General features: G+C 63.7%; 10 protein-coding genes and 5 pseudogenes. 8 read left to right on the forward strand and 7 right to left on the reverse strand.

What is annotated here, in order from left to right; all coding sequences use genetic code 11:
* Positions 1-684: 684 nt before the first annotated feature.
* The 4 genes from ABZ824_RS39375 (at position 685) to ABZ824_RS39390 (ending at position 3909) form a co-directional block, all read left to right on the forward strand.
* On the forward strand, positions 685-1023 hold the full coding sequence (locus tag ABZ824_RS39375; protein ID WP_356970004.1) for an Lsr2 family protein: 339 nt from the start codon (positions 685-687) through the stop codon (positions 1021-1023).
* 626 nt (positions 1024-1649) lie between these two features.
* Positions 1650-1994, forward strand: coding sequence for an ATP-binding protein (locus ABZ824_RS39380; protein ID WP_356970005.1), 345 nt, complete (start codon positions 1650-1652; stop codon positions 1992-1994).
* Positions 1995-2042: 48 nt separating this feature from the next.
* Positions 2043-3199 (forward strand): IS3 family transposase gene (locus tag ABZ824_RS39385; RefSeq protein WP_356970006.1). Its coding sequence is split into 2 segments (ribosomal slippage): positions 2043-2322 and positions 2322-3199, totalling 1158 coding nucleotides; the frame shifts between segments, so codons are not numbered across the junction.
* Positions 3200-3420: 221 nt separating this feature from the next.
* Positions 3421-3909 (forward strand): hypothetical protein, encoded by a 489-nt coding sequence (locus ABZ824_RS39390; protein WP_356970007.1) that lies wholly within the window; start codon positions 3421-3423, stop codon positions 3907-3909.
* A gap of 425 nt (positions 3910-4334) precedes the next feature.
* On the opposite strand, the pseudogene ABZ824_RS39395 reads toward ABZ824_RS39390, so the two are convergent.
* A pseudogene (locus tag ABZ824_RS39395) lies at positions 4335-5576 on the reverse strand (IS3 family transposase).
* 71 nt (positions 5577-5647) lie between these two features.
* Positions 5648-5731, reverse strand: a pseudogene (locus tag ABZ824_RS39400) (IS5/IS1182 family transposase); the annotation flags it as partial.
* A gap of 1058 nt (positions 5732-6789) precedes the next feature.
* Here ABZ824_RS39400 and ABZ824_RS39405 point away from each other — a divergent pair.
* From ABZ824_RS39405 to ABZ824_RS39415, 3 genes and pseudogenes are all read left to right on the forward strand, one after another.
* Positions 6790-7249: pseudogene (locus tag ABZ824_RS39405) on the forward strand (transposase).
* Positions 7250-7320: 71 nt separating this feature from the next.
* The gene (locus ABZ824_RS39410; RefSeq protein WP_356970008.1) at positions 7321-7629 is read left to right on the forward strand and encodes a hypothetical protein; all 309 of its coding nucleotides are present in this window, start codon (positions 7321-7323) and stop codon (positions 7627-7629) included.
* A gap of 187 nt (positions 7630-7816) precedes the next feature.
* Entirely contained in the window at positions 7817-10747 is a 2931-nt protein-coding gene (locus tag ABZ824_RS39415) for an AAA family ATPase (protein ID WP_356970009.1), read from the forward strand.
* A gap of 237 nt (positions 10748-10984) precedes the next feature.
* Here the strand turns inward: ABZ824_RS39415 and ABZ824_RS39420 are convergent, their stop codons facing one another.
* A complete protein-coding gene (locus tag ABZ824_RS39420) occupies positions 10985-11338 on the reverse strand; it encodes a hypothetical protein (RefSeq protein ID WP_356970010.1) in 354 nt (117 codons plus the stop codon).
* 1733 nt (positions 11339-13071) lie between these two features.
* Between ABZ824_RS39420 and ABZ824_RS39425 the strand changes: the two genes are divergently transcribed.
* Positions 13072-13296 (forward strand): transposase, encoded by a 225-nt coding sequence (locus ABZ824_RS39425; RefSeq protein ID WP_356970011.1) that lies wholly within the window; start codon positions 13072-13074, stop codon positions 13294-13296.
* Here ABZ824_RS39425 and ABZ824_RS39430 read toward each other — a convergent pair.
* The 4 genes and pseudogenes from ABZ824_RS39430 to ABZ824_RS39445 form a co-directional block, all read right to left on the reverse strand.
* The gene (locus tag ABZ824_RS39430; protein WP_356970013.1) at positions 13205-13423 is read right to left on the reverse strand and encodes a hypothetical protein; all 219 of its coding nucleotides are present in this window, start codon (positions 13421-13423) and stop codon (positions 13205-13207) included. The genes ABZ824_RS39425 and ABZ824_RS39430 overlap by 92 nt on opposite strands.
* A 196-nt stretch (positions 13424-13619) precedes the next feature.
* Positions 13620-14000: pseudogene (locus tag ABZ824_RS39435) on the reverse strand (transposase); the annotation flags it as partial.
* A 24-nt stretch (positions 14001-14024) separates the two neighbouring features.
* Positions 14025-14510: pseudogene (locus ABZ824_RS39440) on the reverse strand (orotidine 5'-phosphate decarboxylase / HUMPS family protein); the annotation flags it as partial.
* The gene (locus tag ABZ824_RS39445) at positions 14476-14664 is read right to left on the reverse strand and encodes a hypothetical protein (protein ID WP_356970012.1); all 189 of its coding nucleotides are present in this window, start codon (positions 14662-14664) and stop codon (positions 14476-14478) included. The pseudogene ABZ824_RS39440 and the gene ABZ824_RS39445, both read right to left, overlap by 35 nt.
* Between the last annotated feature and the right edge of the window lie 364 nt (positions 14665-15028).

A 15028-nucleotide genomic window follows, 5' to 3' on the forward strand; every position in this document is an offset into this window, starting at 1 on the left:
GGCCTCCATCAGTTTGGATGCCATCGCGATGGCGGCCGCGCCCGATTCAGGCCCTTTTGTGACTTTCGTCCTCAAACGTGGCGTGGCGAAGGTTGGACGTCGAATTTCCGCGGCTCTCCTGCGCCCCGAACGGACGTGGGCAGGAGCCGTTCGCGGTGCAGCGGCAGGTCCAGTCGAAATTCGCGCGCTACGAGTCCGGCAATCGTAGGGATCTACCCCATACCGCACTGGCCGAAGAACTGAGAGGCTCATATTCATAGTCGAAATATCGGCAGTAACATTGGGGGATCGCGCATTCAGTGAATCGGCCGGGATCAAATCTGAAAATTCGCGCACGACGACCACTGCCGCGCCGCATCATCCGCACACAGAGCGCTGCCGACCACAGCAGGACAGCAAGAACTCGTGGCCGTTTCCGGACCAAACGACTAAGAACCACATTCCGCCGATATCGACTCCAGGTAGGTATGCCCGAGTCGGCCGATCGGCGCCGTTCGTCCGACAACACCGTGCCTGATTGCACGCACTTCGCGCGTGTCGCTTTGCCGTTGCCCCCAAAGGTTCGGGGATACCTGCAAGCCGCCACGCCGACCATGGGAGGGTGCCGTAGAGAGACCAGAACCCGCCGGTGGCTACAATTGAACACCGATCCGAACACCTCACCTTCGAAGGATACGTTCCGTTATGGCACGCAAGGTCGTTGTCGAGATGGTCGATGACTACGACGGCGAATCCGCCGCCGAGGAAACCGTCGGGTTCGCCATCGACGGTGTGGCCTACTTAATAGATCTATCGGCACGCAACGCCGCCGAACTGCGTGAGGTATTCCGGCCATTTATATCTCACGCCCGCAAAGTCGGCAGTCCCCGACCGCCCGGAAAGATACAGACAATACCGGCACCCGACCGGGAACGGAGCGCCGCTATCCGACACTGGGCACGCACCAACGGCTACAAAATCTCTAACCGCGGACGTATCGCTGCCGAACTTGTCGCGATGTACGACAAGGCAACCATAAGATAAGGCCATAGCATATCCGTACCCGAACCCAGACCGCCAACCCGTTACACGGCATGCCGACCCGGGTTGGCGCCTGCTGGACTGCCGAAACGGCTCACCGCCGACGCTGCCTCGCAGCTGCTTCGGTAGGACGTTACGAGGACAAGCCCCGTGCGGCACAACCATTTGCCAACTCTGCTCGGCAACCGACCACGGCTCAGGTCCACAGCGAGCCGCGCACGCGTTATGACTCCACCACGGCCGCCAACCGCACTCACCAGCTCCTGTACGGCAGCGACAACCGCGGGGGTCCTGATCGCTGATGTGTCCTCAACGACCAAAGCAAGCTGCAAATTTCGATTCAACGAGTCGAGCCTGTCCCAGGCGCCGATCGCCATTTCTCTCGGAATCGGCCGTGGTCTGAGATCGCGCAGCGTGCTCGCAGCGCCGTGATCCGCTGGGCGTCGGCGGGTGGCGGTGGCGGTGGCGGTGTGATCGTCCCCGGAACAGGGCAGGTACGGCCGCCAGTCCCAGCGCGAGCAATGATCAGATCTTGTGGATGACCGGGAAGGATGTGCCTTCCCGAGTGATCCGGAAACCATGGATTCGACCGGTCTCGGCGTTGGCGCGCCGGGATCGAGTTCCTGCAGGTGCTGTGTCACGACGAGATCGCGCGCCGCGAATCCCAGTCGATCGCCCGCCGCATCCGCTACCCCCAGTTCGAACGACAAGTCACCCTCGAGCAGTTCGACTTCGCCGCCAGCCCGAAACTCCCCGCCGCCCAAATCCGCGACCTCGCGGCGCTGCGCTGGCTGGGCGTCGGTGAGTCGGTGGTGTTGTTCGGCCCGGTCGGGGTCGGGAAAACTCACGTCGCTCAAGGACTCGGCTACCTGGCGATCCGTCAGGGCGCGGAGGTCCGGTTCACTAAGACCGCATCTGAGAACTCAGGTTGGGTTGCTGGTGTGGGCGAGTGGGACTGCCCCCGGTTCGGTTGACTCCCGATCTGTGATGACTTCGGTCTTCGCAGTGGAAGGATCGTCATCATGCCCAAGCCGTTTCCCGAGGAGTTCCGTCGCGATGTAGTCGCGGTCGCCCGCAAGGGCGAAGCGCCGTTGACTCAGATCGCCAAGGATTTCGGCATCTCGCAGAGTTGCCTGAAGAATTGGCTGAAACGGGCGGACATCGAAGACGGGGCTCGGCCTGGCGCCAGCCCGGGCGAGTCCACCGAGCTGCGTGAGGCCCGCAAACGGATCTGGCAACTCGAACAGGAAGCCGAGGTCATGCGTCGGGCGGTCGCCTACCTGTCGCGCGATGTCAACCCAAAATGATGTACCCGCTGGTCCTCGACCTCGCCGCCGACACCGCACCCGTGCAGGTGCATGTCGCGGTGACCTGCCGGGTATTGGGTTTCACCCCGCAAGCCTTCTATAAGTGGAAGAAGAACCCTGTATCGCAACGTGATTGGGATGACGCGCACCTGATCAACGCCGCCTACGACGTCCACGCCGACGACCCGGCGTTCGGGTATCGGTTCATCGCCGACGAGCTGCCCGTGCGCGGGATCAGCGCCGGTGAGAACAGGGTGGCCAGACTGTGCTCGATCCAGCGGATCTGGAGCAGCTTCGCCGAGAAACGAGGGTTGAACCGTAAGGCCGGGCCGCCGGTGCACGACGACCTCGTCCAGCGTGAGTTCACCGCGACCGCGCCGGACCGGGGATGGCTCACCGACATCACCGAGCACCCCACCAGCAAGGGCAAGCTGTATCTGTGCGCGATCAAGGACTGCTATTCCAACAGAATCGTCGGCTATAGCATCGACTCGCGTATGAAGGCCTCACTGGCGGTCAACACATTGAGCAATGCCATCGCGGTGCGGGCACCAGCCGGCACAATCGTGCACTCCGACAGCGGCAGCCAATTCCGATCACGAAAGTTCGTCAGCCTGCTGTCCCACAATGGTTTACGCGGTTCCATGGGAAGGGTCGGAGCATGTGGTGACAACGCTGCCATGGAGTCGTTCTTCGCTCTGCTCCAGCGCAATGTCCTCGACCGGCAACGCTGGTCGACCAGGGCCGAACTGCGTCTGGCGATCGTGACCTGGATCGAGAGAACCTACCACCGCAAACGGCGACAACGCGGACTCGGCAAACTCACCCCAATCGAGTGTGAGACAATCAACCAGACCACACTCGCGGCCTGAACCCATCAACCCCGTGAGTCAACCAAAGCCAGGGCAGTCCCCAAGTCGGCAATTGCCGAATACTCGCAGCTCAGAACCCAAACCCATTGACCCATACAATCGTTCACCAGATGAAATACGGGCCAGAGGGCAGATAGTATGTCACTATCTGCGGTAAATCCTTAGCGCCGGATCGGGCAAATTTACTCCTCAACCCCCGGCGCGGACAGAATACTGGCTCCATGAACAACCAGGCCAGACGCGACGTGGTGGCGGCATTGACCGAGCTTGCGGCAAGCCCTCACTATCGCGACAGGGCCGATGCGGGCCGAGGATTGGCCGGCTTCGCTGAGATGACCGAGGCTCAGGATCCGCTGTTGGAACTGCTACTCGACAGCGACGACACCTTCGTCACCCTGGTGACGGCTGAAGCCCTGCTTCGGCGTCAAGACCCGGCTGGGCTCACGCTGGTCGTCTCGGCGCTCGCCATCATCGCTCCTGACCATCCCAATGATATTGATTGGATTTACACGGCGGTGCTCGAGGTATTCAAGGTATACTCCGACGAACGGGACGCCGCCGTGCGTGCGTGCCAGGCACTGACCCAGGACCCTGACGAGCACGTGCGCAGCGCTGCGGTTCACTTGATCGCCAGGCTTGTCGCAATCAACCCCATCCTCGGCCCAGCGCAGCACGGCTCGACATCCCCGCCCGACCGTCACGTCGGATAGCTTTACCTTCGACGGGCGCGACGACACCTCTACTGCTGTGGGGTCAGGGGCAGGACGCCTGGAACGGAAGCACGACTGCGGCGCGGCCACCGTAGGCCGGACCGGTTGCGGCGCCACCGCGAGCGCGGTGATCATGTGTTGCCCCGGCGGGACATCGTTTGGGCGGCTGGCGGCGTGGGCGTGGGTGGCGGTGAGCACGACCAGCAGGAAGACCACACCGCCGAGGATCAGTGCGCCGACCAACAGGATCGGATCGGCGGATCCATTGCGGTGGCCGTGGAAATAGATGGACCGCCGCCGCGGGCGGGGTGCGGGCCGGTCGGTGAAACGCCCGTATCCGCGCACCCTGTGCCCGCCCAGCTTACGTCCCCTGCGGCCGGTCCCCCGGACAGCGGCGATTCCCCCTGAGGTGCGGACACCGTCTGTTATGCGGCGAGCAGTACTGTACTCGAGGTCTGCTGCTCGTAGGTGATCGGACTGATCTGTCCCAGGGTCGAGTGCCTGCGTCGGGTGTTGTATCGCGTGATCCACCGGAACACGACCAGGCGGGCGGCGCGGACGGAGGCGAAGCTGGGCGCGCCTTGCAGCGTCTCTCGTTTGAGGCTGCCGTTCCATGCCTCGGCGACGGCGTTGTCGGCGCTGGAGCCGACCGCGCCCCGGGACTGTAGCATCCCGAGCTCGGTGCACACCGCCGTGAACTCCTTGGAGGTGTATTGAGCTCCGTGGTCGGTGCGCATGATCGCTCCTGCCAGGCTGCCCCGGGTTGCCGCAGCGGCGCGCAGTGCGTCGATGACGAGTTCTGTGCGCATGTGGTCGGCGATCGACCAGCCCGCCAACCGGCGCGAGTGCAGGTCGATCACCGACGCCAGATACAAGAAATCACCGTTTTCCAGCGGCAGGTAGGTGATGTCGCCGATGTAGCGCTGGTTGGGTGCGGTGGCGGTGAAATCTCGCTACAGCAAGTCGGACACCTTCTGCGCCGACGGCTCGGGTACGGTGGTGCGCACCTTCTTACGTAGCCGCAGCCCGGCGATGCCGTGTTTGCGCATCACCCGCGCTACCCGCTTGCGGTTGATCGGCGGTTCGCCGGTCTCGATGGCCTGGTCGTTGAGCTCGGCGGCGCCCCGGGGGCTGCCGTAGGTGCGGTCCCACTCGCGGTGGATCGCGCGGATCCGGTCGGCCAGCTCGGTGTCGGCGGCCTCACGAGCGGCCCGCGCCGGCGCTGCGGCAACCCATCGGTAGAACCCCGACCGCGACACCTGCAGGACACGGCATAGTCGCTTCACCCCGAAGGTGTCGCGGTGGTCGGCGACGAACTGGAAGCGACTCACCATTTCGTCTCGCCCGCGAAATACTTCGCGGCCCGCCGCAGGATCTCCCGCTCGACCTCGAGCTCGGCGATCCGGGCCTTGAGCTGCTTGGATCTCGGTCTCTAACACGGACGGCGAGGATACTGCGCGGCCTGTGTCCGGCCGCGGCGGGCGGCCCTCGGCGCCCGCCCCCGCCAGGGCGATACCAGCGACGCGGGCCTGGCGCACCCACAATCGCAGCGTTTCCGGGTGTACTCCCAGATCGCGGCCCACCGCCGCATAGGTTTTCTTCGGATCCGACAGGTACAACGCGACCGTGTCGGTCTTGAACTCCGCGGGATAAGGCTTGGTCCCCACTGGTTAACTCCTTGAACTCCAGCCCCTACGGTCTAGCTACTCAAGGTGTCCACATCCTGGGGGAAAGCGCCCTTCTCCGGCCGCCCGCCGCGGCCAGCGTGATTGCCCGGCAGCGGCAACAGCGGCTCGAGCAGCGTCCACTCGAGGTCGGTCAGCGACGAGGAAGGGTAGAACGGGCACTTCGGCGACTCGGCCGAAGACTTGTGAGCCGGGCACGACGAACACGAGCAGGTAAGCGACACTGGCACAGGGACTCTCGGGTTACGACAGATAGTGGGGAAACTTCAGTCGTACCGGGAGGCCTCTACATTTGCGGTGCCGGGAATCGGGCAGGTTGCCCTGCGCGCACTGGTCATCTGTGCGCACGAACCCACCGAGCCCGGTTGACCGGAGCATTGTGCACGGTGAGCGCCCTCGAGCGACGCCACGCATAACGAGCGATCGACCCACCCCCTTCCGGCCTGACCGAGATCGATCCCCCAGCCGAAAGCGTCGACCGAGCAGAAGGTCGGCCAACGAGAACTCCCCAGCGTTGGTGGCAAGCGATGACCGGCCGGACCAATCGGGGATACCGTCGCTTCATGTGTACCTACGCCTTCGTGCACTACAAACTGCACTATGTGTGCGTGGAGTGCCGGGTGACGTTCAAGCAGCACCCACCGACTGCTGGCGTAGCGCACCGTTGCCCGCGATGCGGTAAACCGATGCTGTGTGCGGGGCATGATTTCGCGGCGCCCCCTCGCCGTGACACCCGGGCTTGGTCGGTAGTCGCTGCCGTGGTCGGCGCCGGATTGCGTTACGAGGGTGTCGAACCGTGCGGCTGTGGCCGCGTACCGAAGTACCGGCCGCGGACCCGGGCCGAACTTCGCGCCCGCCGCAAGTTCTCCGCACGCAACGCTGTTCTGCTCGATGATGCGCTCGCCCGCCCCAACGTGTGAACACACTGTCCAAGTTCACCGCGACGGTCGAACGCGCCGCACCACAGCCAGCCGGACACGACCCCGAAGACAGGGATCAGCACCGAATACGCTTCAAAGCGCACCTGAGGGAGTTCTCAGATGCGCTCTACGACATTTACCGGCGGTGGACGAAAACCGTTGTTTGGCAACGCATCTACGACGTACTACGGGACCGGGCACGGATACGTGCCGGACGTACCCCGGCCCCGACGGCGGCGGTCATCGATTCGCAGACCGTCCGCGGCGCCGATACCGTGGCAGCGGCCACGGCCGGCTACGACGCAGGCAAGAAGATCAAGGGCCGCAAACGCCACATCGCCACCGACACGCTCGGGCTGATCCTGGCCGTGGTCGTCACCCCCCTCGATCCAGGACCGCGACGCCGCGCACCGGCTGCTGGCCGCCGTGCGTGCCCGCTTCGCCACCGTCTCGCTGGTATTCGCCGACGGCGGCTACGCCGGACGACTGCTCGTATGGGCGAAATCCGTTCTGGCACTGACGGTTCAGATCGTCAAACGCACCGATACCACCACCGGATTCGAGGTCCTGCCCCACCAGTGGGTCGTGGAGCGCTCGTTTGGCTGGCTGACCAAACACCGGCGAACCGTCCGCGACTACGAGACCCGCCCCGACCATCACGAAGCCATTGTCTACATCGCCGCCATCCACACCCTCACCCGCCGACTCGCCCGCACCGCCGATCAGCACACCTGAGCCGACAGACGCAGACGAACAGTTGTCCGCTCCCGCCGATCAGTGCTCAGCGTGAGCGGTAGGTTCAATGCGTGTCGCACCACCTCAGCCAAGGCACCTCGGGAGCGATCCGCCGCTTCGCCCGATGGGTCGCCAACGGGTCTGTCGGCCACCCCCTGCTGGAGGGGATCAACTACTGGGATGAGCTGCGAGAGTCGCCTTCCCAGATGGAAATCTGCTTCGCTATCTTCGCCAACGTCCTCGAACTCGATGAGCGTGGAGAGCCCGTCAACGAGAAGTATGCAGAACGCCGCGCCGCGATCTGGCTCTACCGCTACTGCACCGGAAAGCTTCCTCCCGATGAACCCGACCTCGAACCGTGGGAGTGCGCTCTCCATTGATCGAGGTACCCACCGCAAGGTGGCTCGGACATCTGCACTTGCCGCACATCGCGCTGCCCGAACAGAGTTCTCAGATGCGCTCTAAGAAGAAGCGGCCCCCGACCCGTGATGCCCGTGTGGATTTTCCAGCTGCACGGCAGTACCATTTGCTGAGTTGAAGTCTAGTGTGGTCATTTTATGGAGGCTGATGGTGGTGATCGGCGCCGCCGGTATCGGCCACAAAATGCTAGTAGGCCGGACGTCGGAGTTGAAGCTTTTGGGGAGAGCGCTGGCTGATGCCAGTGCCGGTTCGGCTGCTGCGGTGGTTGTGCTGGGTGAACCCGGGATTGGTAAGACGCGGCTGCTAGCTGAGTTCTGCGAGCGAGCGGCCGCAGACGGTTTCGAGGTGTTGGGCGGCCGTGGAACCGAGTTGGAGAGCGAGGTTCCCTTCGGTGTGATCGTCGATGCTCTCAATGAGAGATTCGCATCACTTGTCTCCGAGATGATCGCGGACGTGGGTCAGGACCGTGTGGCCGAATTAGCAGCGGTATTGCCCTGCTTGCGTGGATATGGCCGACAGTTGGGGGCCCGACTGGAAGTGGAACGCTTTGAGTTCTACCGGGCAGTCTGCGGTACATTCGATCGGCTGGTTCTTCGTCGACCTCTCGTGTTGGCGCTCGATGATGTGCATTGGGCGGATCCGGCGTCGGTGGAGCTGATCTCGTTTATGCTGAGGCGTTTGGTACCAGGCATGATACTGGCTTTGGCCTATCGGCCGGGGCAAACGCCGGGGCAGCTGCTGGATGCTCTCACGCACGTGGCGGCTGATGGCCAATTGTGTGAGCTCAAGCTGTCACCATTGTCAATCGGGGAGGCTGCCGAGGCGCTGGAGTTGCCGCCGGACTCATCAGTCGTTCAAAAGTTACATGCCGACAGCGGCGGGAATCCATTTTACCTCGAGCAGTTGGCACGAATGGTGACCGCAGGCCCGCCAAGCGGCTTGTCTGCCGACGTTGACGTGGCCAACAAAGATGTCCGCATCCCCATCACGCTGCGCACGACGATCAGTCAGGAGCTAACTAGGCTGGCTGGCGCGACACTTTGGGTCGTTCGAGCCGGAGCCGTGGCGGGCGACCCGTTCGATGTGGACCTGGTCACCGCGATCGCGGAGGCCGATGAGGCGCAGGTGCTGAAAAGTCTGGACGAACTTGTGCGAGTCGATTTGGTTCGTCCTGCGGCGACGCCGGGGCAGTTCCGATTCCGGCACCCGATTGTGCGCCGGGTCGTCTATGACGATGACTCGACGGCAGGATGGCGAATCGCCGCCCACAATCGAGCGGCACGGGCACTTGCTCGGCGTGGAGGCTCTGTCGAAGAGAGAGCCCATCATGTCGAGTACTCAGCTCACCCCGGCGACGAGGAAGCCGCTGCGACCCTGGCCGAGGCAGCACATATCGTCGCGCCGCATGCACCCGCGGCAGCGGTCCGGTGGTTGCAAGCAGCATTGCGGCTGCTACCGGCAACCCGTGGGGGTCAACAGCGGCTGCTGCTACAGGTCCTGCTCGCACGCGCACTCGCTAACATCGGGAATTTGCGCGAGAGCAGAGCGAAGCTGGAAGAAGTGCTGGAAATTCTTCCGACCGGTTCGGTCAGCGACCGGGTACCGATCATCAGAATGATCGCGCATGCAGACCACGCACTGGGGCACGCGGAGGAAACTCGCCACCTCATCGATGCGACCCTCGACCGCGTACCCGCCGACAGCGCGGACGCGATCGCGTTGAAATTGGAACTGGCTCAGAACCAGTGGATGCGCGGGCACTGGGAGCAAGCCGTATCCACCGCCAACTGGGCGGACGTCCAAGCGACGGGCATCGCTGATTCGACGCTAATGGTCGAGGCGAAGTCCGCTCTAGCGATGTTCGCCAACGATCAAGGCGACTTCGCCCGCGCGAAGGAACTGGTCGATTGGGTCGCGCACTACGTGGATGCCAGCGCGACCATTGAGATACCCGAGCAGCTCGAGGGGCTATCGAATTTAGTTTTCGCTGAGATCTACCTCGGCCTTCTCCCCGCGGCCCTACGACATGCCGAACGTGGATTGAAAGCCAGCCGTGCTACAGGCCAAAACCACGTCTTCGGCCTAATCCTTTTCTCTGCAGCGATAGCGAAAATGCTTCTCGGACGACTAAGCGAAGCCAGGCGTGACGCCGAGGCCGCCGTGGAGGTAGCACTACTGCTAGACAACGATCCGCTTCGAATCTGGGCAGAAAGTGTCCGATGTTGGGTAGAGACCATGAGCGGCAATCTGCCAACGGCATTGACCGCTGGGCGTGCAGCCGTCCGCAACCCGCACCCCTACTACGGCTGGTTCGCGCACGCGTGTTACGGCCAAGCACTCATCGAAGCGGGTAGGTATGAGCAGGGACGTCAGGAACTCTTGTCGATCGTCCGACCGGGTCCCTCAGGTATACCTCCAGGGGTGAGCGCGATCTTCCTTTCGCCACTGGTCATTGCCGAATTGGCAGTTGGTCGCATCGAGGCAGCCGATGCACTGACTCGACGCCTCGAGGACGACGCACAGGATCTGCCCTTGTCATCCGGTGCATGGCACCTCCGCGCAGGGCACGCTCGCTACGCCCGTGCGTGCGTGTACGCCGCCCGCGGCGACTTCCAGGCTGCCGCGGCATATTCGGACAAGGCCCGGGAGTCCTTCGACGCGGTCGATGCCCGCCTATGGGCGGCCCGCGCACGTCTGGATGCCGGGCGTGCTCTGGCGCGGATCCACGATGCCCCCGCCGCAATTCGTGAACTCGAACTGGCACACACCGCTCTGCGCGACATCGGTGCCACGCGCCTTGCAGATAACGCCAACAAAGAACTGCGGACCCTGGGAAAACGCATCAAGCGGTGGCCCACAACGGGCCAACCGGCTGACACACTGGCACTGACCGCACGTGAACGCGAGGTCGCCGATCGAGTCGTACAGGGATACACCAACCGCGAAATCGCCAAGGAGCTGTTCATCAGTCCCAAGACCGTCGAAAAACACCTCGCACGAGTATTCGCCAAACTCGACACCAACTCTCGCAGCGGCATCGCAGCCGCGATGATCCGCCAGCAACACGGCAGGACCTAGCCGCCAGAAACTGACGTTGGTGACCGCATCGATACCGGTCACGGTGACGTCATCGGCGCCGGTGGTGTCGCGGTGGCACGTTGCCGAACAGCCGCGAAGGACCGTGCAGGAACGCCGCGGCGCCTCCATCACTGGTGCTCGGTGGTGGCGGGTCGGCCTTGAGCCCCGCGACGAGGATGCCGTTGATGGTCCGTGCTGCAGGCGGGCTTGAAAGCACGCCCGAATGGTGCGGATCGGTCACGGGATCCGTCCACCCGCCGCGCTGGCGCAGCACGCGATTTCGTGAACGATGGCCTCGGCGCGCGCGCGCAGGACTTCGTGCAGGACCATCCGTGACATGGACATGTTGGACATGTGCCCCTGCAAGGTGAGCACCATATGCGCGGCGGCGCGGCGGCATTCCTGGATCAGGTCGACGAACGCCGGTGGGAGCAGTCCGCTCTGCGGTGATGGTTCATGGAACACGGTGGCCAGCTCGTAGCCGAGCGCCCTGGCGGCGGCGCGCAATGTGTCCTCACCCGCGTCGCGGTCGCGATCATGGATCAAGTCATCGCGTAGGTACCCGTAGGCGAGAGGTAACAGTGCAGTCATCATAGAAAACCAGTTCTGCATCGACGACCCCGAAGACACCCGCCTGCGCCAGCCGGGGCGGCTGGGATGGGTGCTGGGCCGGGAGACGGTAGCGCAAACCGCGCAGTCCTTCGACAGTGCAGGTGAGGTCGGCTTGGAGTCGCGGTCGTCGATGGCGGCGACCGAGCCGAGCGGCTGAACGGATTGATGGACATCAGGATGAGTTTTTGACTGGTGGCGTTTTGGAGTCCGCCTGCGCGACCGACTCCCTTGTCGGCCTACCCGACGGCGTTGTCGAGGGCGGTGTTCAGGTGACAGCATCGTCACCCGGACTCGTGCTTGCTGCAAGTGCACTAAAACCAGTCTCATCGAATAGGTAGCGGGCCCATATGGGGCATATACCTATTTACGGTGATGCGATTACCTACTTGCCATTGCGCGATCGGCGTTCAGATGAGTCGCACCCATATGGATCTGCGTGCACCCCAACACCAGGCCGTGACCGGGCCGGAAAGCGTCGGAATAGAGTCCAGTTCGTCGACCGCGTGCCTAACCTGTAGACCACAGCGGCCAGGCTGGAACGACAAGACCCGCGGTCGAACGCCTGCCCACCAAACAGCCCAGTCCCTTTCTGTTCGGGCGGCGGTACGGGGCTGTTGCCGAACTGCGGTGGACCGTACCCGGGTGTGAGGACTCAGGGGGCGGCGATTCGGTCGGAGGGGCGAGTCAGGTGTCGGTTGAATCGGGCCAGCGAGCGAATTCCGAACGCGAACACCGGACGAAAGTGCCGGCTCATGGTGGCCAGCGGCCTGGAGACCGGGAACGTCTCCGGGCCGCCGCCCTGTCGGTCGAACGAAGCGGCGGCGACGAGGTGGTTGTTCGTCCACCCGGATCGGATTCGTTGCTGGTTTCCGCCGCGACCAGCATAAACGGGATAAACAGCCTGTCGCGGTCACCCACTCCCCTCGTGTCCTGGGATGACCGACAGGATGGTCGCCGCTACAGGGAGCTGCCGCTGAACACCGAAGGCCCGGTCCCTCCCACTGCGCCACGACTGAGCCTGCGGCGTTTCGACCGGTGTCCGAACTCGAAGCTCAGGGACCTCGGCCTCACCCAGCACACTGCCACTGCAAGTGATATGTCAAGAGCCGGGGCAGAGCCGGTCATGGTGGTGATCCGCCCGGCTGCTGGTCGCGTGAGGCCGTGTGAGTTCCGCATCGAGTGTGACGCGGAGCCGCGTGGTCCGTGCGGGTAGCTTCGCCCGTCCCGCTTGACAGCCCGACATACCGGGCCAAGATCCCCGTCGATCGGGGCGGGCCGCGATAGCCTCGATCTCCCTCGGCCCAGAGTCGAGGACGCCTCACAGCCGCTTCGGCCCCGGCCCTGCACCGGGGCCGAAGTGCTGCTTGGGTCTGTCGGCTGACAGCTGCCTCCGGCGGAATTCCGATGCAGCTGCCGCGTCACCTGCTCAGGGCGCGGGTCGTGAGCGTTGGGAGTGGGCCGGTAGCGGCGGCCACCGATCACTGTCGGCCGGTAGCGCACCCGCGAGTCTGGCACGGTCGTGCGGTAGCCGGGGCTTGTGATCAGGGTGATCGGCCCGATAGTGGTGATCATCACGCGAATGCTCTCCTCACCTGGTGTGGACGGGGCAGTTCAGTCGCCGAGTGAGGAGCAATGATCAAATCCTACTTATAGGTGAACGGTGCATCGGCGGTCACGGACACCTGATCAAAACAGGGCCGCGGGGTGGGTTGATGGTCGCGGCACTGCGCGCCACTGGCCGACCGGTTTATTCGATCAACCCGATGGCCGTCGCCCGCTACCGTGAGCGCCATTCGATGGCGCGGGCGAAGTCCGACCATGTCGATGCCCTGACTCTAGCCAATATCATCCGTGTCGACGGCGAATACCATCGGCAGCTGCCCTCCGGCAGCGATCGACCATCGGCTTCGGGAAGACCTCGAGTCCGAATTCGATAAAGGTGTTGTTCCAGATCGCCGAGTAGCGGCGGCCGCTGTGGAAGGCCAGTTCAACGCCCATCGTCGGTTCGTGCCAGTCGCCGAAATCCCACTCCTCGGCGAGCCGGCCATCATCGCCGATGGCCAACGGATAGTACACGACATCGGCGAGACGTTGACCACGCAGCTCGGCCACGACGGCTTCGAGATGTTTCTCGGCAGTGGATATAGACGGCGGTGGCGGCACAAGCCGGTCGTCGTCCGGGCGATCGGATGTCATGCGACGCCTCTTCCGGTGCCGCGGTCGCCGGTTTCTGATGATGCGGGTGTGATGTTCGTGGGGCGTCCAGCAGTTTGCCCTTGTGGAAGATGGCGCCGTTGCGGACAAGCGCGACCAGGTGCGGAGCGTTGACCGCGCGCCACCGAATCTGGCAGCCTCGATCAGCTTGTAGGCCATGGCAATTCCGGCTGCGCGAGAACCCGGCCCCTTGGTCACCTTGGTCCGTAAAACGCACGGTCGCAAAGGTCGACTCGATCGGATTCGTAGTTCTCAAATGGATCCAGTGCTCGGCCGGATACCGATAGAACTCCAGCAGCACGTCAGCGTCATCAACGATCTTGGCGACGGCTTTGGGATACTTTGCGCCGTAATCGATCTCGAAGGCTTTGATCGCCACCTGCGCCTTGTCGATACCCTCGGCGTTGTAAATCTCTTTCATCGCCGCCCCTGCTGCGTCCGCCCCCTCCGTGAGTCCTTTCACCGCCGCTTGAAGCATGGCTCTTCCGCCGGCCGCATGAACGGTCAGGTACTGGACGCCGAGTGACCCGAGAACTGTGCTGGCCCCGTACACAGTGTTCGGAATATCGTGCAGCTTGACGTCGAGGAAGACGTCCATTCCAATGTCCTGGATGGCTCGCACCGCGTCGTGACCGGCGGCGCTGAACCAGTGAAGCTCATCTGCTTGGCGCACAAAGGTGTGACGCGGAGGGGTTTGCCGTCGGCGTTGCCGACGGCAAACCGAAGAATTCAGTGATGGGGCGTTTGTGGGCGACTTGGAGCGACAGTCGGCGCACTGCAGCCCCTTGGTGCCTCGACAACATTCCGGCGGTCGCGGAATGTCCCCACGCTTCATCCGTCCGAGTTGGCGTCGAGCTGATCGGATCGCTCGTCTTCGATGCGTGACCGTCTGGTGTGCCCGGTCAGACGCCGAAGAGGTAGCTGTGGAACGGCCCATCCGACCACAGAGTCTCCGCAGCAGGTCGATGCGGCGCCGACAGCCTCCAGTCGCCGAGCATCTCGGCGACCACCCTGACGAACTCCTGTCCCACGTCGAGAAACAACGCGCCAAACCCGGCCGCCACCCCGGCTGCGCGAATGTTGTAACGCATGATCGGCCAGTCAGCCTCCGCATCGACCCGGAAGCGTCGACGCAACCATGCGCGCCGCCGCGCTCTTCCGCGACGCCGGAAACTACACAGCACACCACCCGTGTCCGTCGAGCGGCCGCGGGCACTGCGGTAGACAGGTTCTCGCCGCTGGCGCGAGAACACTCATGTTCGGCTACTGATCGATGCCGGGCACGTTCAGTTCCCCTCAACGCCATCCAGCCGCAAGAACTGCCCGGTGGCGCGCATCGGCCATCGGTCGTAGAACCCGCCCACCGCATCGTCGGCGACCAGACCAATGTGCGCAACCCGGCTCCGAGTCGCCCAGCCGACAATCGAATCCATCAGCGATCCGCCGATCCCGCAC

Origin of the sequence: Nocardia sp. NPDC047038, from assembly GCF_040644075.1 — a bacterium.
In the GTDB taxonomy this organism is placed as follows: domain Bacteria; phylum Actinomycetota; class Actinomycetes; order Mycobacteriales; family Mycobacteriaceae; genus Nocardia; species Nocardia sichangensis.